The organism is Shinella sp. GW821-FHT10F02, from assembly GCF_058809275.1.
Genome location: NZ_JBXASL010000004.1, coordinates 538,224 through 562,976 on the forward strand (window position 1 = coordinate 538,224; position 24,753 = coordinate 562,976).

The window sequence follows — 24,753 nt, forward strand, 5'->3', positions numbered from 1 at the left end:
GGATGCTATCGCAGCCGCAACACGCGGGAGATGACCGATGACCACTGAACTGACCATCCGCCGGCCGGACGACTGGCACCTGCACCTGCGCGACGGCGTCATGCTGGAAGGCGTGATCGGCGACACGAGCCGCCATTTCGCCCGCGCGATCATCATGCCGAACCTGGTGCCGCCGGTCGTCACCACTGCGGATGCAACCGCCTATCGCGACCGCATCCTCGCCGCCCTTCCCGAGGGCGACCGGTTCGAGCCGCTGATGACGCTCTATCTCACCGAGCACACCGACCCCGACGACGTGGAAGCCGGCTACGAAAGCGGCCTGATCCGCGCCGTAAAACTCTATCCGGCTGGCGCGACCACCAATTCGCATGGCGGCGTGCGGGATATGGACAAGGCCATGCCGGTGCTGGAACGCATGGCGAAGATCGGCCTGACGCTCTGCGTGCACGGCGAGGTCACGACGCCGGAGGTCGATATCTTCGACCGCGAGGCCGTGTTCATCGAGACGGTGCTGGACCCGCTGCGCAACCGCCTGCCGGAATTGCGCGTGACGATGGAGCACGTCACGACGAAAAACGGCGTCGACTATATCAAGGCCGAGAAGGCGAACCTCGCCGGCTCGATCACCACGCATCACCTGATCATCAACCGCAACGCCATCCTGGTCGGCGGCATCCGCCCGCATTATTACTGCCTGCCCGTCGCCAAGCGCGAGGAGCACCGGCTGGCGCTGCGCGCAGCCGCGACCTCCGGCGACAAGCGCTTCTTCCTCGGCACCGATTCGGCGCCGCATGTCGATCCGTTGAAGGAATGCGCCTGCGGCTGCGCCGGCATCTACACCTCGATCAACACGATGAGCTGCCTCGCCCATGTGTTCGAACAGGACGGCGCACTCGACACGCTGGAAGCCTTCGCCTCGCTGAACGGCCCGGCTTGGTACGGCCTGCCGGTCAACGAAGAGACGATCCGCCTGGTGAAACGGGCCGAACCTGTCGCCTTCCCGGCGAAGATCGAGACGGGGGCGGGGCCGGTGACGGTGTTCGACCCGATGTTCCCGCTGCACTGGGACGTGGCCTGAGCAATTCCAGCAAAAGTGTGAAGCAGTTTTGCGTCCGGAATTGCGCCTATAAAAGCGCTAGATAAAGGGGCGCGCACCTTCTTTCAGCCCTTCCCAGCCGGCGAGAGCCTGAAGGCCGTCCCCATCGAGGATTTCGCAGCCCTTGTCCTGCCAGCGCATCAGCTTGCGGTCGGAGAGCTTGCGCAGCGTCTTGTTGGTATGAACGAGCGACAGGCCGAGCGTGTCGGCGACATGCTGCTGGGTGATCGGAATGACACGCCGGCCGCCATTGACGCCAGCCGAATGCGCCCGCTGGTGGATGAAGGACAGGAGATAGGCCGTACGCTCCAGCGCCGTGCGCCGGCCGACGCTGAGCAGGTGCTCGTCGAGGATGCGCTCCTCATGCGCGGCGATCCAGGTCAGGTCGTAGCCGAGCGACGCATGACGCTCGAACAGGCGCTCCAGCTTGGAGCGTTCAAAGACACAGAGCGTGACCGGCGTCAGCGCCTCGACGGAATGATCCATCTCCCCCATCAGGCTGCCTTGCAGGCCAAGCAGGTCGCCGGGCAGCACATAGTTCATGATCTGCCGGCGGCCATCCGGTAAAAGCTTGTAGCGAAACGCCCAGCCGGACAGCACCGTAAAAAGGTGCGCGCTGTGCATGCCCTCGACGAGGATGGTGGCGCCGCGCTCGCTCGACAATTCGCCGCTTTTGAACTGCGAGACGAAGTCGAGTTCCTTGGCGGAAAAATCGCGGAAGCCCGACAGGTCTCGCAAGGGACACTGATGGCAGGGCGTGCGCCATTTCGAGGGATGGTTGCCCGCCGTGCTGCTCGCCATATTGTCTTGCCCCTTCCGTTCACAGCCCTGAGCGCCGGGCTGGCTTGCTGAACGTGAAGGATGCGCACTTGTTCCGCGCGACCAAACACTATGTCTTTTTTAAATGACAGTACACCGTCCTCAGCCCACATTCCGCCTCCAAAACCGCCGGTGATTCCGGCTGTTCGCATGGATGAGGAGTGCGGCGCCATGGAACCATCTCTTCCGCACATCTTGATCGCCGAACGCGAATTCCTGATTGCGCTCGACGCGGAATATCTGATCAAGGCGGCGCTCGATTGCCGCATTTCACTGCTGCGGCCTGAGCAGCTCGACCAGTGGGATGCGGCGGCGCTGGCGGATATCGACCTGTGCCTGCTCGACGTGCCGCTCGATGCGACGCGGATCACGGCGCGCATCGAACGCCTGATCGAGGCGCGCGTGCCGCTGCTGTTCACCACCGTGGGCGAGATCCACCGCGAGGGCGTCGCGGGCTTCGAGGTCATTCCCGTCGCCCGCAAGCCCTATGACGGCGAGACACTGGTCGCGCTCGTCAAGGCGCGGCTGCGTGAAAAGCCACAGCCGCGCGAAGAGACGGATCAGAACTGACGGCCGAGCTTGGCGTCGACCGAGTGGCTGTTTGCGCCGTGGATGACGAAATAGAACATGATCAGCGCCCAGAGGATGGACTTTTCCGCGCCCATCAGGCCTTCGGCCTGCACGATGCCGTGGAAATAGACGGTGACGGCCAGCACGATCATCGCCGCGAAGGCGGCGGGGCGCGTGAAGAGGCCAATGGCGATCAGGATGCCGCCGAAGAATTCGGTGGCGGACAAGAGCGGCGACCAGAAGGCACCGGGGTAGAAGCCAAGGCTTTCGACCATGCCGCTTGCGCCGAAGGGGTTCAGGATCTTGCCGTAGCCATGCGTGACGAGAAGCAGGCCGGCCGCCACGCGCAGGATCGTTTCCGCGCTTTCGCCAAGCGCCGAATAGATGCTGCCGAGCGAGGGAATGATGAGGCGCGGGCGGGAGGTGGAAAAGTCCGTCATGGGATGTCCTGTCTGTATGTTGCAGTGCAACACCTCTCCGACAGGACCGTGGCTGCGACAAGATGTCCGGCGGTAAAACCTGATAAATTGAGTTGACATTGTTGTGAACGGATCGCGTGCTAAGCGGCCCGCCCTGCTATATGTTTTTCTCATATCGACAGGAGGTGACCATGACCGGGGAAAAGCCGCGCGTTTCCATTCTCTACTGTACCCAGTGCAACTGGCTGCTTCGCGCCGGCTGGATGGCGCAGGAGCTTTTGTCGACCTTTTCCGGTTCGCTCGGCGAGGTGGCGCTCATTCCCGGAACCGGCGGCAATTTCGAGATCCGCGTCGGCGATGCGCTCGTCTGGGAGCGCAAGCGCGACGGCGGTTTTCCGGGGCCGAAGGAGCTGAAGCAGCGCGTGCGTGACGTCATCGAACCCGACCGCGATCTCGGCCATACCGACCGTGTGGCCGACAGCACGCCCGGCTGAAACGCAAACGGCGGGCAAGAAGCCCGCCGTTCGTTCGATGAACCGAGGTCGCCTGTCGCTTACCGATAAGGCGAATAGCACAGGCGATAGACGCCGCCGCCGGCATGGTAGCGGTTGGTATAGGGGTCGTAGGTGCGATAGCGGTTCGAGCACCATTCCGTATGCGCCCCGCGTCCGCCGTAATAGCGCGGCCGCTCGTAGCGCGGACGATAGTAGCGTCGCTCGTAACCGCCGTAATACGGCCGGTAGTGGCGACGATTGTAACGACGTTCGCAGCCGTAGCCGTAGCAGAACTGCACCTGCGCCTGCGTGACGTCGCTTTTCGTCTCAACCTTCGGTACGGCAAGAGGAACGGCCTGAGCCGCCCCCATGGGCGCGATCGCGGAGGCAATCCCCATCGCGCAACCGAAAACGAGATTTCGAATCTTCAACATGTTGATCCTCACTGTTCCTGGCGGGATACTTCCCTGTCACGTCCCTGCTTTGCATTACGTTCACGCATTTTGTTTTATTCATGGTCGCGCCGCGCCGTAAGAAGACCGGCCCGCAAGAGACACGAGGTGACCGCATGAGCCTGAAATTCGGAACCAGCGGCCTGCGCGGCCTGTCGGTCGATCTCGAAGGGCCTGCCACCGCGCTCTATGCCACCGCCTTTGCCCGCCACCTGCTGGCCGCTGGCCTCGCGCGGGAGGGTGACGAGATCCTCATCGGTCGCGATTTTCGCGCCTCCAGCCCGGGGATTTCGGCAATCGCCATCGCGGCCCTTCGCAAGGCCGGTTTTCGCCCGCGCGACTGCGGCGCGCTGCCGACGCCAGCGCTCGCCCTCACTGGTCTTGCCCGAAAAGCCGCCTGCCTGATGGTGACGGGTTCGCACATCCCCGCCGACCGAAACGGCATCAAATTCTACCGGCCGGACGGCGAGATCGACAAGGCGGACGAAGCCGCCATCACCGCCGCCGCCGAGGCGATCCGCGCGGAAAACACGGTTTTCGACGCCGTTCAGGAGGCCGCGGACGACCTGCACGCCGAGGCCACGGCGCTCTACGACGCACGCAACCGCGCGCTGCTGCCGGAAGGCAGCCTCGCCGGCCTCCGGGTCGGCGTCTACCAGCATTCGACGGTGGCGCGCGACCTCTTCGCCGCGGTGCTCATCCACTACGGCGCCGATGTCGTGGCGCTGGGCCGGTCGGAGACCTTCATCCCGGTCGATACGGAGGCGGTTTCCGCCGAGACCGTGGCACTTATGCAAGGCTGGGCCGTGCAGCACGGCCTGCACGCCATCATCTCGGCCGACGGCGACGGCGACCGGCCGCTCGTCACCGACGAGACCGGCACGCCGATCCGCGGCGATCTCGTCGGCCTCGTCGCCAGCCGCTTCCTCGGCGCGACCACTGTGGCCACGCCGGTCACCTCGAATTCCGGCATCGAGGCGGCCGTCGCCGGCAAGGTGCTGCGCACCAGGGTCGGCTCGCCCTTCGTCATCGCCACGATGAACGAGGCGGTCGCCGGCGGAGAAACCGCCGTCGTCGGCTTCGAGGCGAATGGCGGCACGCTGACCGCCACCCCCTTCACCGTGAACGGCCACGCACTCGCCCCCCTTCCGACCCGCGACAGCCTGATGCCGGTGCTCGCGGTGCTCTCGGTCGCCGCTGCGGAAGACCGGCCCCTCTCGCAGATCGCCGCCGGCTTCGCGCTGCCCGCGGCCGCCAGCGACCGGCTGGAGCACTTTCCCGTCGAAACCAGCGCCGCCCTGATGGCGGAGCTGCGATCGAGCGCCGGCGCGCTGTCCGCCTTCCTCGCCCCCATCGGCGTGCCGATGAAGACAAGCGATATCGACGGGCTGCGCGTGACGCTGGACGATGCCAGCGTCATCCACTTCCGCCCCTCCGGCAATGCGCCGGAAATGCGCTGCTATGTGGAGGCCAGGGATGAGGCCGCCGCTGCCCGGTTGCTCGCGGCCGGGCTGGCGCGCATTCGCGAATGGGCACTCGGCCGCGAATGACGGTTTTCGCCAAGCTGTTGCAAAAACTTCAAAAAGCCTGTTGACACAAGAGTGCGGGCCTTCTACATGGCTCTCCGTCGCCCAGATGGCGGAATTGGTAGACGCGCCAGCTTCAGGTGCTGGTACTCGAAAGGGTGTGGAGGTTCGAGTCCTCTTCTGGGCACCAAATTCCCAATCCGGATTTTTCCGGATGTTGCAAAAAGCCCGGCCTTGCCGGGCTTTTTTGTTTCCTGCGATTTGCCGCTCTCGCCCTCCTCCAGGGCGAAGCAAAATCTCCCTTGCGTCCTCGGCGTGATCGGCACATAAGCCTAGAAAATAGTCATCTGCCTTTTCAAGATCAGGATCATCGTGGCCCCTCCCCAGCACGATGCCCAGAAACCGGGCATTCTGTCCAAGTTCCGGCTCTTCTTTCCCATTCTCGCCGGCGCCACGCTCAAGGAACGCCTGATCGGCTGCCTCGGCGCCCTGATCGGCATCTGCCTGACCGGCCTCGTCTGCGGCCTCTTCATGGGCCAGGGGCCGCATCTTCCGCTGATCGTCGCGCCCATCGGCGCCTCCGCCGTGCTGCTCTTCGCGGTGCCTGCAAGCCCGCTTGCCCAGCCGTGGTCGATCGTCGGCGGCAACACGATCTCCGCCTTTGTCGGTGTCACCGTCACCATGCTCGTGACCGACCCGACCATCGCCATCGGCCTTGCCGTGGCGCTCGCCATCCTGGTCATGTCGCTGACCCGCTGCCTGCATCCGCCGGGCGGGGCCGCGGCCCTGACGGCCGTCATTGGGGGTGCTGCCGTCACGCGCGCCGGCTTCTGGTTCCCGCTCGTGCCGATCGCGATCAACTCGCTGATCCTCGTGGCGCTTGGCATGATGTTCCACCGGCTGGCGGGGCGACAGTACCCGCACCGCCAGGCGATCGCCCCCGTCAACACGCACAAGACCGCCGATCCGCCAGCCGCCTTGCGCGTTGGGTTCAACAGCGAGGACATCGACACCGCCATTGCCAACCTGAACGAGACGCTCGACATCAGCCGGGCCGACCTCGACACGCTGCTCCGGCAGGTCGAACTGCAAGCGCTGCTGCGCCAGCGCGGCGAACTCACCGCGGCCGACATCATGTCGCGCGACGTGGTGACGGTCGCCGCCGACGCGACCACGGAAGAGGCGCGCGCCCTGCTGCTCGACCACGACATCCGCACCCTGCCCGTGCTCGATGGCGACCGGCGCCTGCTCGGCACCGTGGGCCTGCGCGAACTCGCCGCCATGGCGCCTGCGGCCCATCTTCCCATCTCCGAGGCTGCGACCGCGAGTGCTTCCGACCCGGCGATCGGCCTGTTGCCGCGCCTGACGGACGGCAGCATCCACGCCGTCGTCATCGTCGATAACGAGCGCCGTGTCGCAGGCATCATCTCCCAGACCGACCTTCTGGCCACGCTCGCCAAAAGCCTCTCCCAGACCGGTCCGAACGGCCTGATGGGCGGCCACGGGCAGGGCATCTGACAAAAGCCCCGCGTGGCGTGATCTGACGGGCCATTTGTCCGCCTTCAGGCAGCAGACGGCCCCGGACCTCTTCCGGGGCCGTTTTCGTTGGCCGCCCTGAAGGCGCGCTCGACGAGGTCGCCGGCGATCAGCTTGAAAGGGTGCTTGGGCGCCAAGGGCGCAGCGTCCACGCCAACCGGCTGGAAGAGCACCTTCTCCAGCACGATCCAGTCGCGGCGTCCCTCCGGCCGGTCGAAGGCCATCGACTGGCCCTCGCGCAGGCCGAGAAGCGCGAGGCCGTAGAAGGTGGTGATCGGCAGGAAGGCGCTGCCCGGCGCATAGGTGCCGGGAAGGCATAGGCTGCGCGTGTCCGTAAGCCCGCTGGCGCAGCGGAACGACACGCGCGCATCGATCATCGCCAGATCGACGGGTGCGCGCACCTCCAGGGGCAACCGGGCGGCCGTCACCTTGCGCTTCAGGAGTGCCAGCCATTCCGGCGTGAGCGACGGCCATTCCCGAAGCATCCTGTCCAATACATATCCGTCTCTCGCCGTGAGCATCGCGGGATCCTGTCCCATCGCCATTCTCCATCCTGCCCGCACTTTGGGCGGGGCATCCAAAATCCATGGTGGAGAAGCCCCCCTGGCCGCGGGTGCGGCGCAGGGGGTCACGATCCTGCGACGAGGCAACCTCCGATGCGCCCAACGTCAGAGAAGGAGAGGAATTTCATGGTCGGCAAAACCCTCAGGAGGCGCGCGCTTCGTCCGCCGCATGAACGGCGATGACGCTGAGGCGTCGCACCCGGCCGTCACGCGCCGCCCACTGGATCGACTGGCCGGCGGAAAGACCGAGAAGGGCGGCGCCGACCGGCGTCAGCACGGAGATGCGCTGGCGGGAAATATCGGCATCCTTCGGGAACACCAGTTCGGCACTCTGCGGCGCCTCCTCGTCGATCTGGAATTCCGCGACGGAGCCCATGCGCATCACGCCGGGCGCCAAACGCGCGTCGTCGATGATCTTCGCGCGGTCGAGTTCGGCGGCGAGCTGCTCTGCGGCATGGGGATCGCGCTCCGCCAGCATGTCGGCGAGGTTCGACAGGCGGGCGTGTTCGGAACGGGCAATGGTGATGGCAGGCAGGCGCCTGTCCTTGGTCTTGGCGATCATAAAAACCTCACGACACGGTTTCGCGGCGCCCAGCAGGCGCGCGTAAAGGGAAAACGGGGAAATGTGTCGCGCTCTTCTGGCGCGGTTGTCGTCACGCGACGAAACCGCTATCGCCCCACGGCCGGGGCGCGACGCGTCCAAGCCGAGGGGCTAGTGTCCTGCGAGCGGAAACAACCGCTTCAGAAACCGGGCTATGGAGTGCGTCATCGTCATGGGGCCATGATGGCGTGAGCCCGCCGGCAAAGTCAAGCCGCCGCGGCCGAACGCCGCCCCCGCGGCCCGGCTTGAAGCACGGGCCGCTTTCTGCTCTCCAATAGGGGACATGACAGGAGGCAGGCCGATGCCCGTGCAGATCAAGCGCATCTACGACGCGCCCGACCCGACGGATGGCGCGCGCATCCTCGTCGACCGCCTTTGGCCGCGCGGCCTGTCGAAGGAGAAGGCCGCGTTCGACGACTGGCTGAAGGATGTCGCACCGACGTCCGAGCTGCGCAAATGGTTCGACCACAGGCCGGAGCGCTGGGCGGAATTCCAGCAGCTTTATCGCGCGGAGATGCGGGAAAACCCGGTGGTGGACCTTTTGCGCACGCGTAGCGCGGCGGGCATGGTCACGCTGCTCTATGGCTCGCGCAACCGGGAATTCAATCATGCGGCGGTGCTGGCCGAGGTGCTGCGCGAGGCGAATTCGTTTGCCAGATAAGGAGACGAGGGGCATTCTGACGGCAAGCCACCCGACGGAGGCCGACTTCATGGATGACGACGACGTTCCCGCCACCTTCGCCTCGCCGGCCTGCTTCATGCACGAGGTCGATCCGGCCTATCTGGGCCTGCCCGACCGGCAGACCTGGACCGATGTCAATCGCTGGCGCAAACACGAACGCGAGCGGCTGATCGCGGCGCGGCGCGCGGTGCCTGCGGAGTCGCGGGCCTCCCAAGGCGAGGCGATCGCCGCCGGCGTGCTGGCGGAAATCGGTGATGTCAGCGGCCGCATCCTCAGCGCTTACTGGCCTTTTCGCGGCGAGCCGGACCTTCGGCCGCTGCTTGACGAAGTGGTGAGGCGCGGCGGCAGGACGGCGCTGCCGGTGGTCATCGAGAAGGGGCGGCCGCTGGAATTCCACCTCTGGCAATCGGGCGAGGCGCTGTCGCGCGGCGTCTGGAACATTCCCATCCCGGCGGAAGCGCGCCCCTGCCTGCCGGATATCGTGCTCGCGCCAGTCGTCGGCTACGATGCCGCCTGCTACCGGCTCGGTTATGGCGGCGGTTTCTTCGATCGCACGCTGGCGGCCATGCCGGCACGGCCGCGGGTCATCGGTGTCGGCTACAGCGCCGCGCGGCTGGCGACGATCTATCCGCAGCCGCACGACATTGCGATGGACATCATCGTGACCGAGGCGGGCACCGTTCAGCCCGCGGTTTCCACCGTGTGCGCATTTACATAAAGCGCCCTCCCGGCAAACCAGCCGTTCACCGCGGCGCCGAGGCCGAGCGCCACGAAAAGCACCGCGCTCCAGGCAAAACTGCCGGTCCAGCCGCGAATGAGGCCGACGACGAGCGGCCCGATGGCGGCGAGCAGGTAGCCGATGCATTGCGCCATGCCGGAAAGATGCGCCGCGACATGCGGATCGCGGGTGCGCAGCACGATGACGGTCATCGCCACCGCGATCAGCCCGCCCTGCCCGATGCCCTGCAGCACCGCCCAGAACCAAACCGTCCACAGCGGCGCGAAGAGCAGCCCGAGAAGGGCGACGACGGCGATGCCGCAGAGCGCGACATTGATCAGCCGCTGATCCTTGCCGCGCACCGCCAGGTGTGGCGCGACGAGGCAGGCGCCGGCCTGCACCATCACCGACATGGAGACGATGGCGCCGGCCGTCACGCCATCGAGCCCGCGTTCGCGCAGGATCGGCACCAGCCAGCCGAAGACGCAATAGGCGAGTGCCGATTGCAGGCCCATGAAAAGCGTGACCTGCCAGGCAACCCGGTCGCGCCACAGGCCTTCGACGTGGAAGCCGGCGCGCTTGGCCTGCATGCGCGTGGACAGCACCTGCGGCAACCAGAGCAGGCCGACGATGACGGCCGGCACCGCCCAGACCGCCAGCGCGCCATCGAGCGAGCCGCCAAGCGCATGCTCGATCGGCAGCGTCAGGCCGGCGGCACCCGCGGCACCGGCGCAGAGCGCCATCGTGTAGCAACCCGTCATCAGCGCCGCCTTGTCCGGAAAATCGCGTTTGACGAGGCCGGGCAGCAGGACATTGCCGACCGCGATGCAGGCGCCGGCAAGCGCCGTGCCGACGAACAGCAACGGCAGGGAGGACAAACCACGCAGCGCCGTACCGAGCGCCAGCAGGAAGACCACGACGAGCAGCGTGCGCTCCGTGCCGATGCGCTGGGCAAGCCGCGGCGCCAGCGGCGAAAACAGGCCGAGGCAGACGACAGGCAGCGTCGTCAGCAGGCTGGCGCCAGTGGCGGAGAGGTCGAGATGGTCCCGGATTTCCGGCAGCAGCGCCGAGGCGCTGGAGAAGACGGGCCGCAGGTTGAAGGCGATGAGCACGAGGCTGGCGCCGAGCAGGAAGCGGGCAACCGGCGTCGGCGGCCGGTGCGGTGCGGGCGCCGGCACGCTGTCGGCTTCGGCGTCGATCAGGTCGATGGCGCCGGGATCGTTCGGGTCGGGATTTCTCATGACATCAGCAACCGGTCGAGGGCGGAAAGCACGGGCGCCATGAAGCGGCGCACCGCCGCATCCGCCGCATCCGGATCGCCGCCTTCGATGGCGTCGACGATCGCGGCATGGGCCGCCATGTCCGGCTCCGGCAGGTCCTCGCCGAGCGTCGCTTCGATGGTCTCCGTGATCAGCGCCGAGAAGAAATCGAACATGCCGACCAGCACACTGTTACCCGATGCGGCGATCACCGCCTGGTGGAAGGCGAGATCGCGGGCGATGAAGGCCGTCTTGTCACCGCCCTCGTAATTGCCGCGCTCGGCGAGCAGGGCGCGAAGCCCGGCGATCGCTGCCGGCGTCTGGCGCAGCGCCGCAAGCCGCGCGGCCTGCGCATCGAGCGCCAGGCGCGCCTCGAACTGGTCGCGCAGGCCGGCGCGGCGCGCCATGGTGAGCGGGCGGCTCGTATCGGCGGTGGAGAGTACATAGGTGCCGGAGCCCTGCCGCGTCTCCAGATAGCCCTGCGAGACGAGAACGCGCACGGCCTCGCGCACCGTGCCGCGGCTCACCGACAGCATGGCCGACAGTGCTGCCTCGTTCGGCAGCTTTTCGCCGATCGCCCAGCGCTGGCGAAGGATTTCCGTGCGGATCGCCTCGACGGCGGTATCGGCAAGGTTGGTTTTGCTGAGAGAGCGCATAAAATCACCAAGTCATCATATGACTTGGTGATTATCGCGATTTCTGAAAAAGATCAAAGCAATTCCGGCGGCACATGCTTTCGCCGTGCCGCCGGGAGAGAAGGGTTACTGCTTGCGCGGCCAGGTATCGGCCAAGCGGTAGCCCGCCGGCCACGGATCGTCCGGATCGAGCATGACCTGGCTGGTGCCGGTGATCCAGGCGCGGCCGGAGATTTCCGGCACGATGGCGGGGCGCCCGCCGACCGTCGTTTCGCCGACGATGCGGCAATCGAAGCGCGAATCGAGGATCGAATAGCCGGAGAAGGACTGGCCGACCTTGATCTGGCCGCGGGCATGCAGCACCGCCATGCGCGCCGAGCAGCCCGTGCCGGTCGGCGAGCGGTCGAGTTTTGCCGGCTGGATGACGACGGTGTTGCGGCCGTGCAGCGCGCCGTCGCGCTCCTCGACCGGCAGCGTGAGCTGGCAGAAGGAGATGTGATTCCATTCCGGATTTTCCGGATGGGTGAAGCCGAGCTGTTCGTTGGCGGCCTTGGTGATGCGGATGCCGGTTTCGGCGAGTTCGCGGGCCTCGTCCGGCGTGATCGCAAAACCGAGCGCGCGGGCGTCGGCGAACACAAAACTGTCGCCGCCATAGGCCGTGTCAACGGTGAGCGTGCCGAGGCCTTCGACCTCCAGCTTGGCATCCAGCCTGTCGGCGAAGGAGGGCACGTTGGTGACGGTGATGCGCTCGGCCTTGCCGTTGCGGCAGGTGGCGACGACGTTGACCAGCCCGCCCGGCGCCTCAAGGATCATATGGGTTTCCGGCTCGACCATCGGCACGATGCCGCTGTCGAGCAGCACGGTGGAGACGCAGATCGAGTTCGAGCCGGACATCGGCGGCGTGTCCTCCGGCTCCATGATGATGAAGCCCATGGTGGCGCGCGGGTCCTTCGGCGGCACCAGCAGGTTGATGTGGCGGAAGACGCCGCCGCGCGGTTCATTCAGCACGAAATTGCGCAACGTCTTGTCCTCGGCGATGAAGTTGCGCTGCTCCCAGAGCGTGGCGCCGGGCGGCGGCGCGACGCCGCCGACGATGACATCGCCCACCTCGCCCTCGGCGTGGCAGGAGACGATATGGATGACCTTGCTGCTGCGCATGGCACTTTCTCCGATTTTCGAACGTTTTCACCCTGCGAGCCGACTTGCGGCCCGAACCTCGGCGACAAAGCGCCGAACTATTCCTTCTGACGGCTTGACGGCGCTTTCGCCAAAGGGCTCCCTTAAAACGATTGATAGAGCCGACAGAGAATTGTATTTCTTATGTCGACAAGAGGATTTTTCGATGAGTGATACCGATTCCCTGCCCGAACGCAAGCGAGGCTCCGGCGTAAAGATGGTCTACGACCTTCTGCGCGACGAGATCCTCGACCTGAAGATCACGCCCGGCAGCCCGGTCGACGAGGTGCAGCTTGCCGAGCGGTTCAAGATGTCGCGCACGCCGATCCGCGAGGCGCTGGTGCGGCTTGCCGGCGAAGGATTGATCGAGACCCTGCCGAACCGTTCCACCATGGTGTCGAACATCGACTTCCTCAACCTCAACACGCTCTTCGACGCTCTGGTGCTGATGTACCGGGTGACGACGCGGCTGGCAGCGCAGAGCCACCGGCCGGAGGACCTGCCGATCATTCGCGGTTTTCACGAGGATTATGCGGCGGCGGTCAAGGCGCGCGACACGCTGGCGATGATCGCCACCAACGTCGCCTTCCATGCCGCGATCGCCGAGGCGGGCCGCAACCCCTATTTCACCGGATTGTTTCGCCGGCTTCTCGACGAGGCGCGGCGGATCTTGCGGCTCTACTACCAGTCCTATGAGGAGCAGTTTCCACAGCGCTTCGTCGATGAACATGCGGAGATCATCGCCGCGATCGAGGCGCGTGACGTCGAGGCGGCCGACCGGCTGGGCAAGGCCCATGCCGAGCAGATCGTGGCGCAGGTGCAGAAGCTGTTCAGCCGCAACGACAGGCTCGACATTGCCTTGTGACGCAACTGTATTTTTCTTGTCGACAAATAAAATACAAGATGCTATAACCCCTATCATGAAACGGGGGAGGCCTTGCGCCGGCCCGCCAGACCGACCGAACAGCCCGAGAGGAGACCGACATGAAGGCCAAGATTTTTTCCGGCGTGATCCCCGCCCTGATGACGCCCTGCAAGGATGACCGCAGCCCGGACTTCGACGCGCTGGTGCGCAAGGGTAAGGAACTCATCGAAAAGGGCATGTCCGCCGTCGTCTATTGCGGCTCGATGGGTGACTGGCCGCTGCTCACGGACGCGCAGCGCATGGAAGGCGTCGAGCGCCTGGTGAAGGCCGGCATTCCGGTCATCGTCGGCACCGGCGCGGTCAACACCGCCTCCGCCGTGGCGCATGCCGCGCATGCCCAGAAGGTCGGCGCGCATGGCCTGATGGTCATTCCGCGCGTGCTGTCGCGCGGCACCGTCGTCGCCGCCCAGAAGAACCACTTCAAGGCGATCCTGTCGGCCGCTCCCGACCTGCCGGCCGTCATCTACAACAGCCCCTATTACGGCTTCGCCACCCGCGCCGACCTGTTCTTCGCGCTGCGCCAGGACCACAAGAACCTCGTCGGCTTCAAGGAATTCGGCGGCGCTGCCGACATGCGTTATGCGGCGGAAAACATCACCAGCCGCGATGACGACGTCTCGCTGATGATCGGCGTCGATACCTGCGTGTTCCACGGCTTCGTCAATTGCGGCGCCGTCGGCGCGATCACCGGCATCGGCTGCGTGCTGCCGAAGGAAGTGCTCCATATGTGCAACCTCGCACAGGCCGCCGCCAAGGGCGACGCGGATGCCCGCAGCCGCGCGCTGGAACTGGAATCGGCACTCGGCGTGCTCTCCTCCTTCGACGAAGGGCCGGACCTCGTGCTCTACTTCAAGCATATGATGGTGCTGAAGGGCGACGCGGAATACACGCTGCACTTCAATGAGGACGATGCGCTCTCCGACAGCCAGCGCGGCTATGTCGAAACCCAGCTGAAGCTGTTCGACACCTGGTATGCCGAATGGAGCAAGCTGCCGGGCGCCGTCCAGACCTACAAGGCCGCCTGATCCAGGCTGTTCCTTCTTTGAACATGCTCACCGCCCGCAGCCGACGCTGCGGGCGGTGTTCGTTTGGGATTGCCGCAGCGAACCTCTTCTGCGACGGTCACGGCCGAACCGAACGAGAGGAAACCGAAATGCCTTCCCTGGACGTGCTGCTTGCCTTTGCCGTCACCACGGCGATCTTTGCCTTCATTCCTGGCCCCGCGATGCTCTATGCCGCCGCCCGGACGATGGCGGGCGGGCGCAAGGCCGGGCTGATGGCGGTGTTCGGCATTCATCTCGGCGCCTACGCCCATATTATTGCTGCCGCGGCCGGGCTTTCCGCGTTGTTTCATGCGGTTCCCGTCGCCTATACCGGCGTCAAGCTTGCGGGTGCGGCCTATCTGATCTGGCTCGGTATTTCGCTATTCCGCTCGAAGGACGTACAAGAGGAAAGTGGGTCGGAAACCGTTCCGAAAAACGCGCGGCGGGCCTTCGTCCAAAGCGTCACGGTCGAGATCCTCAATCCGAAGACGGCGATCTTCTTCCTCGCCTTCCTGCCGCAGTTCGTCGACAGCACCGCGGGGCTGCCGATCTGGGCGCAGCTCACCATTCTCGGGACGGTGGTCAACCTGATCTTCACCTTCGCCGACGTGGTCAGCGTGCTGCTGGCGGATGTGATCCTCGCGCGGCTGAAGCGGTCGAGCGGGGTGCAGGCGCTGGTACGCAAGGCGGGCGGGACCGTGCTCATCGGTCTCGGCGCCCATCTCGCCCTGCAAAAGGGCTGAGAACCGCGGCAGCGACGACGCCGCGGTCCAAGGCCATCATGACACGGCGTCGAGGCCCTTTTCCTGAAGGCGATCCAGCTGCTCGATCTCGGCGGCCGTCAACGTGACGCCGTCCGCCTCGGATTTTTTGCGGGCGACGAAGCGGCGCTGCGAGGGCAGGCGCGCGCCCTGCCCGACGATCGCCTCGAACAGCACTTCGGCACGGGCGAAGGGATCGCCGGGCCGGCCGGCGGAGAAAGCTTCCGGCGACATGGCGATAATCAGCTCGCCATGGGCGGGTGCGAGCGTCGTCGTGCCGAGCTGGGCGAGCGCTTCGGGGCTTGTGAGGTCGCCGATCATGACGCCGGCGAGAAGCTCGATCATCGTGCTGATGGCAGACCCCTTGTGGCCGCCGAAGGGCAGCATGGCACCGGCAAGGGCCGCTTCCGGGTCCGTCGTCGGGTTGCCTTCGGCGTCGATCGCCCAGCCTTCCGGCAATTTTTTGCCGGCACGGCGATGCAGCTCGATCTCGCCGCGGGCGGCGACCGAGGTGGCGAAGTCGAAGACGTAGGGCGACTGGTTCGGGCGCGGCCAGCCGAAGGCGAAGGGATTGGTGCCGAACAGCGGCTTGTTGCCGCCGGTCGGCGCCACGGTCGCGTAGCTCGGGCACATGACGAGCCCGGCCAGGCCTTCGTTGGTCACGGCTTCGACTTCCGGCCAAAGCGCGGAGAAGTGCGTGCAGTCGTTGATGACGAGGGAGGCGAGGCCGAGCTTGCGGGCACGCTCGGCAAGCGCCGGCACGCCAAGCTCGAAGGCCGGGTTGGCAAAGCCGCCATTCGCATTGACCTTCACGATGGCCGTGCCCTCGTTCAACTCCAGCTCCGGCACCGCCTGCGGATTGACCTTGCCTGCCTTCACCGTGCGCAGCGCGCCCTCGATGCGATAGATGCCGTGCGATTTGCAGGCATCGCGCTCGCCGGCGACGATCACCCGGGCGAGCGCGCCGGCCTGCACGTCGTTCAATCCGGCCTTGCGGAAGATCGCTTCGACGCGCGTGTAGAGGTCGGCAATCGTCAAGGTGGAGGTTTGCGTCATCGTTCGTCTCTCAAGGCTGATGCCGGCTGCGGCAGTTGGTGATTGAGTATTTGCATACATAGAGTATACAAGATTTCGACAAGTGCAATTCGCCCACCCGAAGTCTCGTGAGGGCGAATCCCTATTCCGCGAGAAAGGTACGTCAAATGGCTTTCACTCCCAACGGTAAACACCTCGTCGCCGGCGAATGGCTGGATGGCGACGGCACCTTCACGTCCTCGCCTGCCCATGGGCCGGCGCACAGCTTCGCGACCGGCACCGTGGCGCTGGTCGATCGTGCCGCGCAAGCGGCCGAAGAAGCCTTCCTCAGCTACGGTTATGCGTCGCGCGCGACACGCGCCGGTTTTCTTCGCGCCATTGCCGACGAGATCGAGGCGCGCGCCGAAGCGATCACCGAGATCGGCAGTCAGGAAACCGGCCTGCCGGAAGCCCGCCTGCAGGGTGAACGCGGCCGCACGACCGGCCAGCTCCGCCTCTTCGCCGACCACATCGAGAAGGGCGACTATCTCGACCGCCGCTTCGACGCAGCCCTTCCCAACCGCGAGCCGATGCCGCGCACCGAAATCCGCCTGATCCAGCGGCCGATCGGTTCGGTCGCCGTGTTCGGCGCCTCGAACTTCCCGCTCGCCTTCTCGACCGCCGGCGGTGATACCGCCGCAGCGCTTGCCGCCGGTTGCCCCGTCGTGGTGAAGGGTCACTCCGCCCATCCGGGCACCGGCGAGATCGTCGCCGAGGCAATCGAGGCCGCGATCCGCAAGACCGGCGTGCATCCGGGGGTCTTCTCGCTCATCCAGGGCGGCAATCGCCAGGTCGGCGAGGCTGTGGTGCAGCATCCGCTGATCAAGGCCGTCGGCTTCACCGGGTCGCTCGCCGGCGGTCGCGCATTGTTCAACCTCTGCGCCGCGCGTCCCGAGCCGATCCCGTTCTTCGGCGAACTCGGCTCGGTCAACCCGATGTTCCTGCTGCCGGAAGCGCTGAAGGCACGGGCCGAAGGGCTCGGCCAGGGCTGGGCGGGCTCGCTCACCATGGGTGCGGGCCAGTTCTGCACCAATCCGGGCATCGCCATCGTGACGGATAGCCCCGACGCCGACCGTTTCACCGCCGCCGCCGTGGAAGCGCTCGGCAACGTCGGCCCGCAGACCATGCTGACCGACGGCATCGCCAAGGCCTATCACGACGGCCAGGCGCGTTTCGAAAGCCGCAACACGGTGAAGCCGCTGTTTTCGAGCGAGTCCACCGGCCGCACCGCGCTGCCGAACCTCTTCGAGATCTCCGGCGACCAGTTCCTCGCCGACCACGCACTTTCGGAAGAAGTCTTTGGCCCGCTCGGCCTCGTCGTGCGCGTCGGCTCGCTCGACGAGATGGAAGCGCTGGCCCGCACGTTCGAGGGCCAGCTGACGGCGACCATCCACATGGATGCGGGCGACCTCGACGCCGCCAAGCGCCTGCGCCCGGTCCTGGAGCGCAAGGCCGGCCGCGTGCTGGTCAACGGCTTCCCGACCGGCGTGGAAGTGGTGGATTCCATGGTGCATGGCGGCCCCTACCCGGCCTCGACGAATTTCGGCGCGACGAGCGTCGGCACGATGTCGATCCGCCGTTTCCTGCGCCCTGTCTCCTATCAGAACATGCCGGAAGGCCTGTTGCCGGAAGATTTCCTCAACTGATTCAGCGCTTTGGCCGGGCTGTCCGAAAGGGCGACCCGGCCTGCATATTTTCTGCGTCCCCGGTATATACTTTTTGTATATTAGTTGTATTTTAAGGCCGGTTACCGTTTTGGCGAAGGAGGAACCTGCGCCGACGGAATCGACTGACCAATCCAGGGAGAGAGTAATGAAGAAGACCTCGGTCCTCGCCTTCGGCCTCGTGGCCGCCACCGCTCTGACCAGCCCGGCCCAGGCCGACAAGCTGGACGACATCATCGCGTCCGGCACGCTGCGCTGCGCCGTCGTGCTCGACTTCCCGCCGATGGGCGCGCGCGACGAGAGCAACAACCCGATCGGTTTCGACGTCGATTATTGCAACGACCTCGCCAAGGCGCTCGGCGTCACCGCCGAGATTGTCGAAACGCCCTTCCCGGAGCGCATCCCGGCCCTGATGTCCGGCCGCGTCGATGTCGGCGTCGCCTCGACCTCCGATACGCTGGAGCGTGCCAAGACCGTCGGCATGACGATCCCCTACTTCGCCTTCGAAATGGCCGTCACCGCCAATGACAAGTCGGGCGTCAAGTCTTTTGAGGACATGAAGGGCAAGACGGTCGGCGCCACTGCCGGCACCTTCGAGGCCATCGCGCTGGAAAACTCGGTCAAGGCATGGGGCGCCGGCGAGTTCCGCCCGTACCAGACACAGGCCGACGTGTTCCTGGCGCTGAGCCAGGGCCAGATCGACGCCACGGTCTCCACCTCGACGGTCGCCCAGGCCAATGTCAAGACCGGCAAGTTCCCCGGCATCTCCGTCGTCGGCAAGGCGCCCTATGACATCGACTATGTCGCGCTCTTCACCAACCGCGAAGAATACGGCCTGATCAACTACCTGAACCTCTTCATCAACCAGCAGGTTCGCACCGGCCGCTACAAGGAACTCTACGAGAAGTGGGTCGGCGGTGACGTGCCGGACCTCTCGGTCGGCGGCGTCTACCGCTAAGAGAGCCGTTTCCAAGGCGGCGCGGGTTCTTCTCCCGCGCCGTTCCTCATTTCCAAAAGGTGAGACGGCATGTTCAACTACACCTTCCACTGGAATCAGGCGCTGAAGGCACTGCCGCAGCTCCTCGACGGGGCGCTGGTCACGCTGCAGATCGCGCTTCTCTCCATGGTCATCGGCCTTGCCGTTGCCATGGCGCTGACGCTGTTCCGGCTCTCCGGCAACCGCATCCTCTCCGGCTTCACCGCGGCCTGGGTCGAGATCGCGCGCAACACGCCCGCCCTCTTCCAGATCTACATGGCGCATTTCGGCCTCGGCAGCTTCGGCATCCACCTCAGCCCCTACACGGCGCTGCTCGTCGGCATCGCCTTCAACAATGCCGGCTATCTCGCGGAGAATTTTCGCGGCGCGCTGAAGGCGATCCCCGAGACACAGACCCGTGCCGGCCGTTCGCTCGGCATGACGCCGCTCATGGCCTTCCGCTACATCGTCATGCCGCAGATGCTGCGCATCGCCTTCCTGCCGGCCACCAACCAGGCGGTCTGGGCGATCCTGATGACCTCGCTCGGCGTTACCGTCGGCATGAACACGGATCTTGCAGGCGTCACGCAGGCGCTGAACGCGGTCTCCTTCCGGACCTTCGAATTCTTCGCGCTCGCGGCGGTCATCTACTACCTGATCGCCAAGGCCGTGACGCTGGCAGCGCGCATCGCCGCCACGCGCATGTTCCGCTACTGAGAGGGTAAACCATGTTCGATACCGCTCTCACGCTGGCCGATCTCGGCTTCCTCGCCAAGGGCGCGGCCATGACGCTCGCCGTCACCGCCGTCTCCGTGCTGGCCGGCACCGTGCTCGGCGTCATCTTCGGCGTCGTCCGCAACCAGGCCGGCCCCTACTGGTCGATGCCGCTCACCTTCCTGCTCGATGTCTTCCGCTCCGTGCCGCTGCTCATCCAGCTCGTGCTCGGCAATGCGGCGCAATCGATCATGAAGCTCGGCTGGGCGCCCTTCACCACCTCCTGCGTGGTGCTGTCGCTCTACACCGCCGCCTATTGCACCGAGATCGTGCGCGGCGGCATCTCCTCCGTGCCGCTGACCACACGCCGCGCGGCCCGCTCGCTCGGCATGACCTGGTGGCAGGACATGCGCTACATCGTGGCGCCGCTCGCCACCCGCGTCTCGCTGCCCTCCTGGATCGGGCTCACGCTCGGCGTCATGAAGGATTCGGCGCTCGTGCTCTGGCTCGGCCTGATCGAGCTGCTCCGCGCCTCGCAGATCCTCGTCACGCGCCTGCAGGAACCGCTGTTCATCCTGCTCATCTGCGGCGCCATCTACTTCATCATCAGCTTCCCCATAGCCCGGCTTGGCGGCTATCTCGAAAAACGGTGGTCCCCCAATGATTGAGATCGAAAACGTCCGCAAATCCTTTGGCTCGCTGGAAGTGCTGAAGGGGATCAACCTCACCGTCCGGAAGGGCGAGGTGCTGACCATCATCGGCGGCTCGGGCTCCGGCAAGTCGACGCTGCTCACCTGCATCAACGGGCTGGAGACCATCGATGCCGGCCGCATCGTGGTGGATGGCACCGACGTGCATGCCAAGGCGACGGACCTCAACAAGCTGCGCCGCAAGCTCGGCATCGTCTTCCAGCAGTTCAACGCCTTCCCGCACCTCACGGTGCTGGAAAACGTCATGCTCGCGCCCCGCAAGGTGCTCGGCCAGTCGAAGGCCGAGGCGGAGGCGATGGCCGTCAAGCAGCTCACCCATGTCGGCCTCGGCGACAAGCTGAAGGTCTATCCGAACCGCATGTCCGGCGGCCAGCAGCAGCGCATGGCGATTGCCCGCGCACTCGCCATGTCGCCGGCCTACATGCTGTTCGACGAAGTGACCTCGGCGCTCGATCCGCAGCTCGTCGGCGAAGTGCTCGATACGCTTCGCATGCTCGCCTCCGAGGGCATGACGATGATCTGCGTCACGCATGAAATGAAGTTCGCCCGCGAAGTCTCCGACCGCGTCGCCTTCTTCCACAAGGGCGTGATGGCCGAGATCGCACCGCCGGAAACGCTTTTTGGCGCGCCAAAAGATCCCGAGCTGCAAAACTTCCTCTCCGCCACCCATTGAGGCCATGATGAAGACTGAAACCATGCCCGATGTCGTGGTGATCGGCGCCGGCGTCGTCGGGCTTTCGGCGGCCATCGCCGTGCAGGCGCGTGGCCTCTCCGTCACCGTGCTGGAACGCGAGGCGCCGGCCGCCGGCGCTTCCGCCGGCAATGCGGGCGCCTTCGCCTTCACCGACATCCTGCCGCTCGCCTCGCCCGGTATTTTGAAGAAGGCGCCGAAATGGCTGCTCGACCCGCTCGGGCCGCTCAGCATCCCGCCGTCCTATGCCGTGCAGATCGCGCCGTGGATGTTCCGCTTTTGGCGCGCCTGCGCGGCCAGCCGCGTCGCCCATTCCACCGCTGCGCAAACCGCGCTGATGGACCTCTCCAGGACGGAACTGGAGCCTCTCCTCAGCGAGACTGGCACGGCCGCAATGCTGCGCAAGGAGGGCAACCTCCAGGTCTATGAAAGCCAGGCTGAACTGAACGCCTCGCTGCCCGGCTGGAAAGTGCGCGAAAAACACGGCATCGAATTCCACCACATGGACGCGAGCGCCATGGCGGCGGTCCAGCCCGGCCTCGCCCCGCGCTTCACGCACGGCACGTTCACGCCCGGCTGGTATTCGATCGCCGATCCGAAACTCTATACGCTGGCGCTCGCCGATCATTTCCAAGCCAAAGGCGGCGTCATCGAACGGACGGAGGTTCTTGGCCTGCGCCCCGTTGACGACGGCGTCGAGATCACCACCAGGAGCGGCATGCGGCGCGCGAAAAAGGTGGTGCTCGCCGCCGGCGCCTTTTCCCATCAGGTCGCGCGCAGCCTGGGCGAGACCATCCCGCTCGAAACCGAGCGCGGCTACAACACGACGCTGCCGCTCGACGCCTTCGACCTGCGCACCCAGGTCACCTTCGGCGGCCATGGCTTCGTCGTGACCCGGCTTTCGACCGGCATCCGCGTCGGCGGCGCGGTGGAGCTCGGTGGGCTGAAGCTGCCGCCGAACTTTCGCCGGTCGGAAGCCATGCTGGAAAAGGCCCGCGCCTTCCTGCCCGGCCTCAGGCCGGAAGGCGGCGTGCAATGGATGGGTTTCCGTCCCTCGCTACCCGACAGCCTGCCGGCGATCGGCCGCGCCCGCGCCACGCCAAATGTCGTCTACGCCTTCGGCCACGGCCATCTGGGCCTCACCCAGTCCGCCGGCACCGCGCGGCTCGTCGCGGACCTGTTGACAGATCGCCCGACGACGATCGACATCACATCCTTCTCGCCGCAACGCTTCTAGCCGCACAGGACCCGCCCCATGGCCGAGCTTTTCGCCCGCAGCATTCTTCCCGGCATCGCCGCCGGCCCGGTCATCGCGGCGGGGGAGGCGCTGAGCTTCTGGGGCGGCGTCGATCCCGCCACCGGCAAGGTCATCGACGTGCATCACCCGCTGCACGGCGTCACGATCACCGGCGGCATCCTCATGATGCCGTCGAGCCGCGGCTCCTGCACCGGCTCCGGCGTGCTGCTCGATCTCGCGCTGACGGGCCGTGCGCCGGCCGCCCTGGTTTTCAGCGAGGCCGAGGATGTGCTGACGCTCGGCGCACTGATCGCAGCCGAAATGTTCGGCAAATCGCTGCCCGTGCTGCGCGTCTCGCGCGATGCCTTCGCCGCCCTCTGTCGCGAAAAAACCGCCCGGGTCAGCGAGACGGCGATCGAGACCGACGCCTTGACGATCCCGGTCACGCCACCGGCGACCGCTACGCTCGATCTCACCGAAGACGACCGCGCCATGCTGGATGGTCGCGACGGCATTGCCGTGCAGCTCGCCATGCGCATCACGACGGCCATGGCCGCGCAGCAGGGGGCGCAAAAGCTCGTCGACGTCGTGCAGGGCCATATCGACGGCTGCATCTATGCCAGCCCCGCCAACCTGACATTTGCCGAAAAGATGGCCGAGATGGGCGCCAAGGTGCGCATCCCCACCACGATGAACGCCATCTCCGTCGATCGCGCCAACTGGCAGGCCCAGGGCGTGCCGGCGGATTTCGGCGATCCCGCCGCCCGCCTCGCCGACGCCTATGTGCGCATGGGCTGTCGCCCGACATTCACCTGTTCGCCCTACCTGCTCGACAGCGCGCCCAAAACCGGCGAGGCCATCGCCTGGGCCGAATCCAACGCCGTGATCTTCGCCAACACCGTGCTTGGCGCCCGCACGGCGAAACATCCGGATTTCCTTGACCTCTGCATCGCGCTGACCGGCCGCGCGCCCCTCTCCGGCGTCTATCTCGACGAACACCGCAAGGCCACTCGCATCATCGATGTCGACCTGCCGCCAAATATCGACGACGCCTTCTGGCCGCTCGTCGGCTATCTCGCCGGCCGCGCCGCGCCCGACCGCATCCCCCTGCTGCGCGGCCTCGCCGCTGCAAAACCGACGCAGGACGACCTGAAGGCGCTCTGCGCCGCCTTCGGCACCACCTCCGCCGCCCCTATGCTCCACATCGAGGGCGTCACGCCCGAAGCGAAAGACGCAGCCGCCGCCGATGCCGACCACACCACCATTACACGCGCCGACATGATCGACGTCTGGACGATGTTCAACGACGGCCCGGCCGAAGTCGAACTCGTCGCCATCGGCAGCCCGCACGCCTCGCTTTCCGAATGCCGCGCCCTGGCGGATGCGCTGGGAGACCGCAAGCGGCACAAGGACGTCACCGTCATCGTCACCGCCGGTCGCGACATCATGGCCGAAGCCGGCGATATCCTTACCCGACTAAGGGAGTGCGGCGTCCAGGTCATTCCTGACCTCTGCTGGTGCTCGATCTCCGAACCGGTCTTCCCGCCGAAGACCCGCACCCTCATCACCAATTCCGGCAAATACGCCCATTACGGCCCCGGCCTCTCCGGCCGCACCGTCCGCTTCGGCAACCTCGCCGACTGCATCGAAGCCGCAATTACCGGCCAAGTTCCGCCACGCGTGCCGGCCTGGCTTTTTGAGTATAATGGAGCTTGACTGTCAGCAGTCTAGATAACTCCTGAGACAATCCGTTTCGTTATCCTTTGATGCCCAAGAGTGCGCGCTGCTCCTGGTTTGGCATCTTCTTGAAGGCGCGCACGGCTAGTTCCCGATTCCGGCCGGTCGTAAATACATGATACGGAAAGTTCGCCCGGGTAAGGGCCGCAGCAAGTGACTTGCGCGTGAAGCCGGTCTTGTGGGCATAAAAATCAACACCGGAGTCTTCAATCTCCCGACCGAAACCATAGATCACATCACGAACCAGAATGGGACCCCTTCCGGACGTATAGAGGACATCATCGATATCCAATTTGCGCTCGATGACTTCATTGAATAGGCCCCCCATATCCGGAACCCGGATCTCAGCGAAGCCATCATCCTTCAAGACGTGATGGAAGCCACCCAGCACACGTTTTACGTCGTGCGCAAAGTAATGCTCCAAGTTATGAGAGCAGTAAATCGCATCGAATTGCCCCGCCTCCAGCGTCGCTAAGTCCCTTGCATCGAGGCAAATTTCGGGCTCGCCCTTCGGATCGATGTCTAGAAGCAAATGCTCCCAGCCCTCGTAAACAGGCGGGACCGGCGTCAATTTTGAACCGCCACCGACATTCAAGAAACGACGCTGCATAGAAACCTCCGTTATTTGAGGCACCCTCTATCAGGTCGTTTGCAACTTCTCAATAAAGCTAAATA

General features: G+C 65.5%; 27 protein-coding genes and 1 tRNA gene. 18 read left to right on the plus strand and 10 right to left on the minus strand.

What is annotated here, in order from left to right:
- Window positions 1-37: 37 nt before the first annotated feature.
- Entirely contained in the window at window positions 38-1,078 is a 1,041-nt protein-coding gene (gene pyrC / locus AC1RWL_RS15805; RefSeq protein ID WP_493095251.1) for a dihydroorotase, read from the plus strand.
- A 57-nt stretch (window positions 1,079-1,135) separates the two neighbouring features.
- On the opposite strand, the gene AC1RWL_RS15810 is transcribed toward pyrC, so the two are convergent.
- Complete coding sequence (locus tag AC1RWL_RS15810; protein ID WP_435266842.1) at window positions 1,136-1,897, minus strand: Crp/Fnr family transcriptional regulator; 762 nt, start codon at window positions 1,895-1,897, stop codon at window positions 1,136-1,138.
- 189 nt (window positions 1,898-2,086) lie between these two features.
- Here AC1RWL_RS15810 and AC1RWL_RS15815 point away from each other — a divergent pair, with 189 nt between their 5' ends.
- Window positions 2,087-2,485, plus strand: a complete 399-nt coding sequence (locus AC1RWL_RS15815; protein ID WP_493095252.1) for a response regulator — start codon at window positions 2,087-2,089, stop codon at window positions 2,483-2,485.
- Here AC1RWL_RS15815 and AC1RWL_RS15820 read toward each other — a convergent pair.
- A complete protein-coding gene (locus AC1RWL_RS15820; protein WP_493095253.1) occupies window positions 2,476-2,925 on the minus strand; it encodes a DoxX family protein in 450 nt (149 codons plus the stop codon). The two genes, AC1RWL_RS15815 and AC1RWL_RS15820, sit on opposite strands and share 10 nt — an antisense overlap.
- A gap of 170 nt (window positions 2,926-3,095) precedes the next feature.
- Here AC1RWL_RS15820 and AC1RWL_RS15825 point away from each other — a divergent pair, with 170 nt between their 5' ends.
- The gene (locus AC1RWL_RS15825; protein ID WP_256118247.1) at window positions 3,096-3,398 is read left to right on the plus strand and encodes an Rdx family protein; all 303 of its coding nucleotides are present in this window, start codon (window positions 3,096-3,098) and stop codon (window positions 3,396-3,398) included.
- Between the two features lie 59 nt (window positions 3,399-3,457).
- On the opposite strand, the gene AC1RWL_RS15830 is transcribed toward AC1RWL_RS15825, so the two are convergent.
- Window positions 3,458-3,832: a BA14K family protein gene (locus AC1RWL_RS15830; RefSeq protein WP_439625850.1), complete on the minus strand. Its 375-nt coding sequence runs from the start codon at window positions 3,830-3,832 to the stop codon at window positions 3,458-3,460.
- 134 nt (window positions 3,833-3,966) lie between these two features.
- On the opposite strand from AC1RWL_RS15830, the gene AC1RWL_RS15835 reads away from it, so the two are divergent.
- The 3 genes from AC1RWL_RS15835 (at window position 3,967) to AC1RWL_RS15845 (ending at window position 6,894) form a co-directional block, all read left to right on the plus strand.
- Window positions 3,967-5,400 carry a phosphohexomutase domain-containing protein gene (locus tag AC1RWL_RS15835; protein WP_493095254.1) on the plus strand — a complete coding sequence of 478 codons (1,434 nt, stop codon included), beginning with the start codon at window positions 3,967-3,969 and terminating at the stop codon, window positions 5,398-5,400.
- Between the two features lie 79 nt (window positions 5,401-5,479).
- A tRNA-Leu gene (locus AC1RWL_RS15840) sits at window positions 5,480-5,566 on the plus strand.
- Window positions 5,567-5,742: 176 nt separating this feature from the next.
- Window positions 5,743-6,894 carry an HPP family protein gene (locus tag AC1RWL_RS15845; RefSeq protein ID WP_493095319.1) on the plus strand — a complete coding sequence of 384 codons (1,152 nt, stop codon included), beginning with the start codon at window positions 5,743-5,745 and terminating at the stop codon, window positions 6,892-6,894.
- 44 nt (window positions 6,895-6,938) lie between these two features.
- Here the strand turns inward: AC1RWL_RS15845 and AC1RWL_RS15850 are convergent, their stop codons facing one another.
- Both AC1RWL_RS15850 and rnk read right to left on the minus strand, forming a co-directional pair.
- Entirely contained in the window at window positions 6,939-7,451 is a 513-nt protein-coding gene (locus AC1RWL_RS15850) for a GreA/GreB family elongation factor (RefSeq protein WP_493158399.1), read from the minus strand.
- 166 nt (window positions 7,452-7,617) lie between these two features.
- Window positions 7,618-8,037, minus strand: coding sequence for a nucleoside diphosphate kinase regulator (gene rnk / locus AC1RWL_RS15855; RefSeq protein WP_493095256.1), 420 nt, complete (start codon window positions 8,035-8,037; stop codon window positions 7,618-7,620).
- 340 nt (window positions 8,038-8,377) lie between these two features.
- Here rnk and AC1RWL_RS15860 point away from each other — a divergent pair, with 340 nt between their 5' ends.
- On the plus strand, window positions 8,378-8,737 hold the full coding sequence (locus tag AC1RWL_RS15860; protein WP_493095257.1) for a DUF488 domain-containing protein: 360 nt from the start codon (window positions 8,378-8,380) through the stop codon (window positions 8,735-8,737).
- A 49-nt stretch (window positions 8,738-8,786) separates the two neighbouring features.
- Complete coding sequence (locus AC1RWL_RS15865) at window positions 8,787-9,476, plus strand: 5-formyltetrahydrofolate cyclo-ligase (RefSeq protein WP_493095258.1); 690 nt, start codon at window positions 8,787-8,789, stop codon at window positions 9,474-9,476.
- Here AC1RWL_RS15865 and AC1RWL_RS15870 read toward each other — a convergent pair.
- The 3 genes from AC1RWL_RS15870 to AC1RWL_RS15880 all read right to left on the minus strand — a co-directional run bounded on the left by AC1RWL_RS15870 (window position 9,440) and on the right by AC1RWL_RS15880 (window position 12,528).
- On the minus strand, window positions 9,440-10,717 hold the full coding sequence (locus AC1RWL_RS15870; protein ID WP_493095259.1) for a CynX/NimT family MFS transporter: 1,278 nt from the start codon (window positions 10,715-10,717) through the stop codon (window positions 9,440-9,442). The genes AC1RWL_RS15865 and AC1RWL_RS15870 overlap by 37 nt on opposite strands.
- Window positions 10,714-11,391, minus strand: a complete 678-nt coding sequence (locus AC1RWL_RS15875) for a FadR/GntR family transcriptional regulator (RefSeq protein ID WP_493095260.1) — start codon at window positions 11,389-11,391, stop codon at window positions 10,714-10,716. The genes AC1RWL_RS15870 and AC1RWL_RS15875 overlap by 4 nt, the downstream gene beginning before the upstream one ends.
- A gap of 105 nt (window positions 11,392-11,496) precedes the next feature.
- Complete coding sequence (locus AC1RWL_RS15880) at window positions 11,497-12,528, minus strand: trans-3-hydroxy-L-proline dehydratase (protein WP_493095261.1); 1,032 nt, start codon at window positions 12,526-12,528, stop codon at window positions 11,497-11,499.
- A 184-nt stretch (window positions 12,529-12,712) separates the two neighbouring features.
- Here AC1RWL_RS15880 and AC1RWL_RS15885 point away from each other — a divergent pair, with 184 nt between their 5' ends.
- The 3 genes from AC1RWL_RS15885 to AC1RWL_RS15895 all read left to right on the plus strand — a co-directional run bounded on the left by AC1RWL_RS15885 (window position 12,713) and on the right by AC1RWL_RS15895 (window position 15,257).
- On the plus strand, window positions 12,713-13,411 hold the full coding sequence (locus AC1RWL_RS15885) for a GntR family transcriptional regulator (protein WP_493095262.1): 699 nt from the start codon (window positions 12,713-12,715) through the stop codon (window positions 13,409-13,411).
- Window positions 13,412-13,530: 119 nt separating this feature from the next.
- Window positions 13,531-14,496 carry a dihydrodipicolinate synthase family protein gene (locus AC1RWL_RS15890; protein WP_256118258.1) on the plus strand — a complete coding sequence of 322 codons (966 nt, stop codon included), beginning with the start codon at window positions 13,531-13,533 and terminating at the stop codon, window positions 14,494-14,496.
- 128 nt (window positions 14,497-14,624) lie between these two features.
- Window positions 14,625-15,257: a LysE family translocator gene (locus AC1RWL_RS15895; RefSeq protein WP_493095263.1), complete on the plus strand. Its 633-nt coding sequence runs from the start codon at window positions 14,625-14,627 to the stop codon at window positions 15,255-15,257.
- A gap of 36 nt (window positions 15,258-15,293) precedes the next feature.
- Here AC1RWL_RS15895 and AC1RWL_RS15900 read toward each other — a convergent pair whose 3' ends face one another.
- Window positions 15,294-16,331: an Ldh family oxidoreductase gene (locus tag AC1RWL_RS15900; protein WP_493095264.1), complete on the minus strand. Its 1,038-nt coding sequence runs from the start codon at window positions 16,329-16,331 to the stop codon at window positions 15,294-15,296.
- Window positions 16,332-16,477: 146 nt separating this feature from the next.
- On the opposite strand from AC1RWL_RS15900, the gene AC1RWL_RS15905 reads away from it, so the two are divergent.
- The 7 genes from AC1RWL_RS15905 (at window position 16,478) to lhpI (ending at window position 24,057) form a co-directional block, all read left to right on the plus strand.
- Window positions 16,478-17,995, plus strand: coding sequence for an aldehyde dehydrogenase (NADP(+)) (locus AC1RWL_RS15905; protein WP_493095265.1), 1,518 nt, complete (start codon window positions 16,478-16,480; stop codon window positions 17,993-17,995).
- A 166-nt stretch (window positions 17,996-18,161) separates the two neighbouring features.
- Window positions 18,162-18,971: an ABC transporter substrate-binding protein gene (locus tag AC1RWL_RS15910; protein ID WP_439614767.1), complete on the plus strand. Its 810-nt coding sequence runs from the start codon at window positions 18,162-18,164 to the stop codon at window positions 18,969-18,971.
- Between the two features lie 69 nt (window positions 18,972-19,040).
- Window positions 19,041-19,706, plus strand: coding sequence for an amino acid ABC transporter permease (locus tag AC1RWL_RS15915; RefSeq protein ID WP_493095266.1), 666 nt, complete (start codon window positions 19,041-19,043; stop codon window positions 19,704-19,706).
- An 11-nt stretch (window positions 19,707-19,717) separates the two neighbouring features.
- Window positions 19,718-20,371 (plus strand): amino acid ABC transporter permease, encoded by a 654-nt coding sequence (locus tag AC1RWL_RS15920; protein ID WP_493095267.1) that lies wholly within the window; start codon window positions 19,718-19,720, stop codon window positions 20,369-20,371.
- The gene (locus AC1RWL_RS15925; RefSeq protein WP_493095268.1) at window positions 20,364-21,086 is read left to right on the plus strand and encodes an amino acid ABC transporter ATP-binding protein; all 723 of its coding nucleotides are present in this window, start codon (window positions 20,364-20,366) and stop codon (window positions 21,084-21,086) included. The genes AC1RWL_RS15920 and AC1RWL_RS15925 overlap by 8 nt, the downstream gene beginning before the upstream one ends.
- Window positions 21,087-21,093: 7 nt before the next feature.
- Window positions 21,094-22,341 carry an NAD(P)/FAD-dependent oxidoreductase gene (locus tag AC1RWL_RS15930; RefSeq protein WP_493095269.1) on the plus strand — a complete coding sequence of 416 codons (1,248 nt, stop codon included), beginning with the start codon at window positions 21,094-21,096 and terminating at the stop codon, window positions 22,339-22,341.
- An 18-nt stretch (window positions 22,342-22,359) separates the two neighbouring features.
- Window positions 22,360-24,057 carry a cis-3-hydroxy-L-proline dehydratase gene (gene lhpI / locus AC1RWL_RS15935; protein WP_493095270.1) on the plus strand — a complete coding sequence of 566 codons (1,698 nt, stop codon included), beginning with the start codon at window positions 22,360-22,362 and terminating at the stop codon, window positions 24,055-24,057.
- Window positions 24,058-24,097: 40 nt separating this feature from the next.
- Here the strand turns inward: lhpI and AC1RWL_RS15940 are convergent, their stop codons facing one another.
- Window positions 24,098-24,688, minus strand: coding sequence for a class I SAM-dependent methyltransferase (locus AC1RWL_RS15940; RefSeq protein WP_493095272.1), 591 nt, complete (start codon window positions 24,686-24,688; stop codon window positions 24,098-24,100).
- Window positions 24,689-24,753 lie beyond the last annotated feature (65 nt).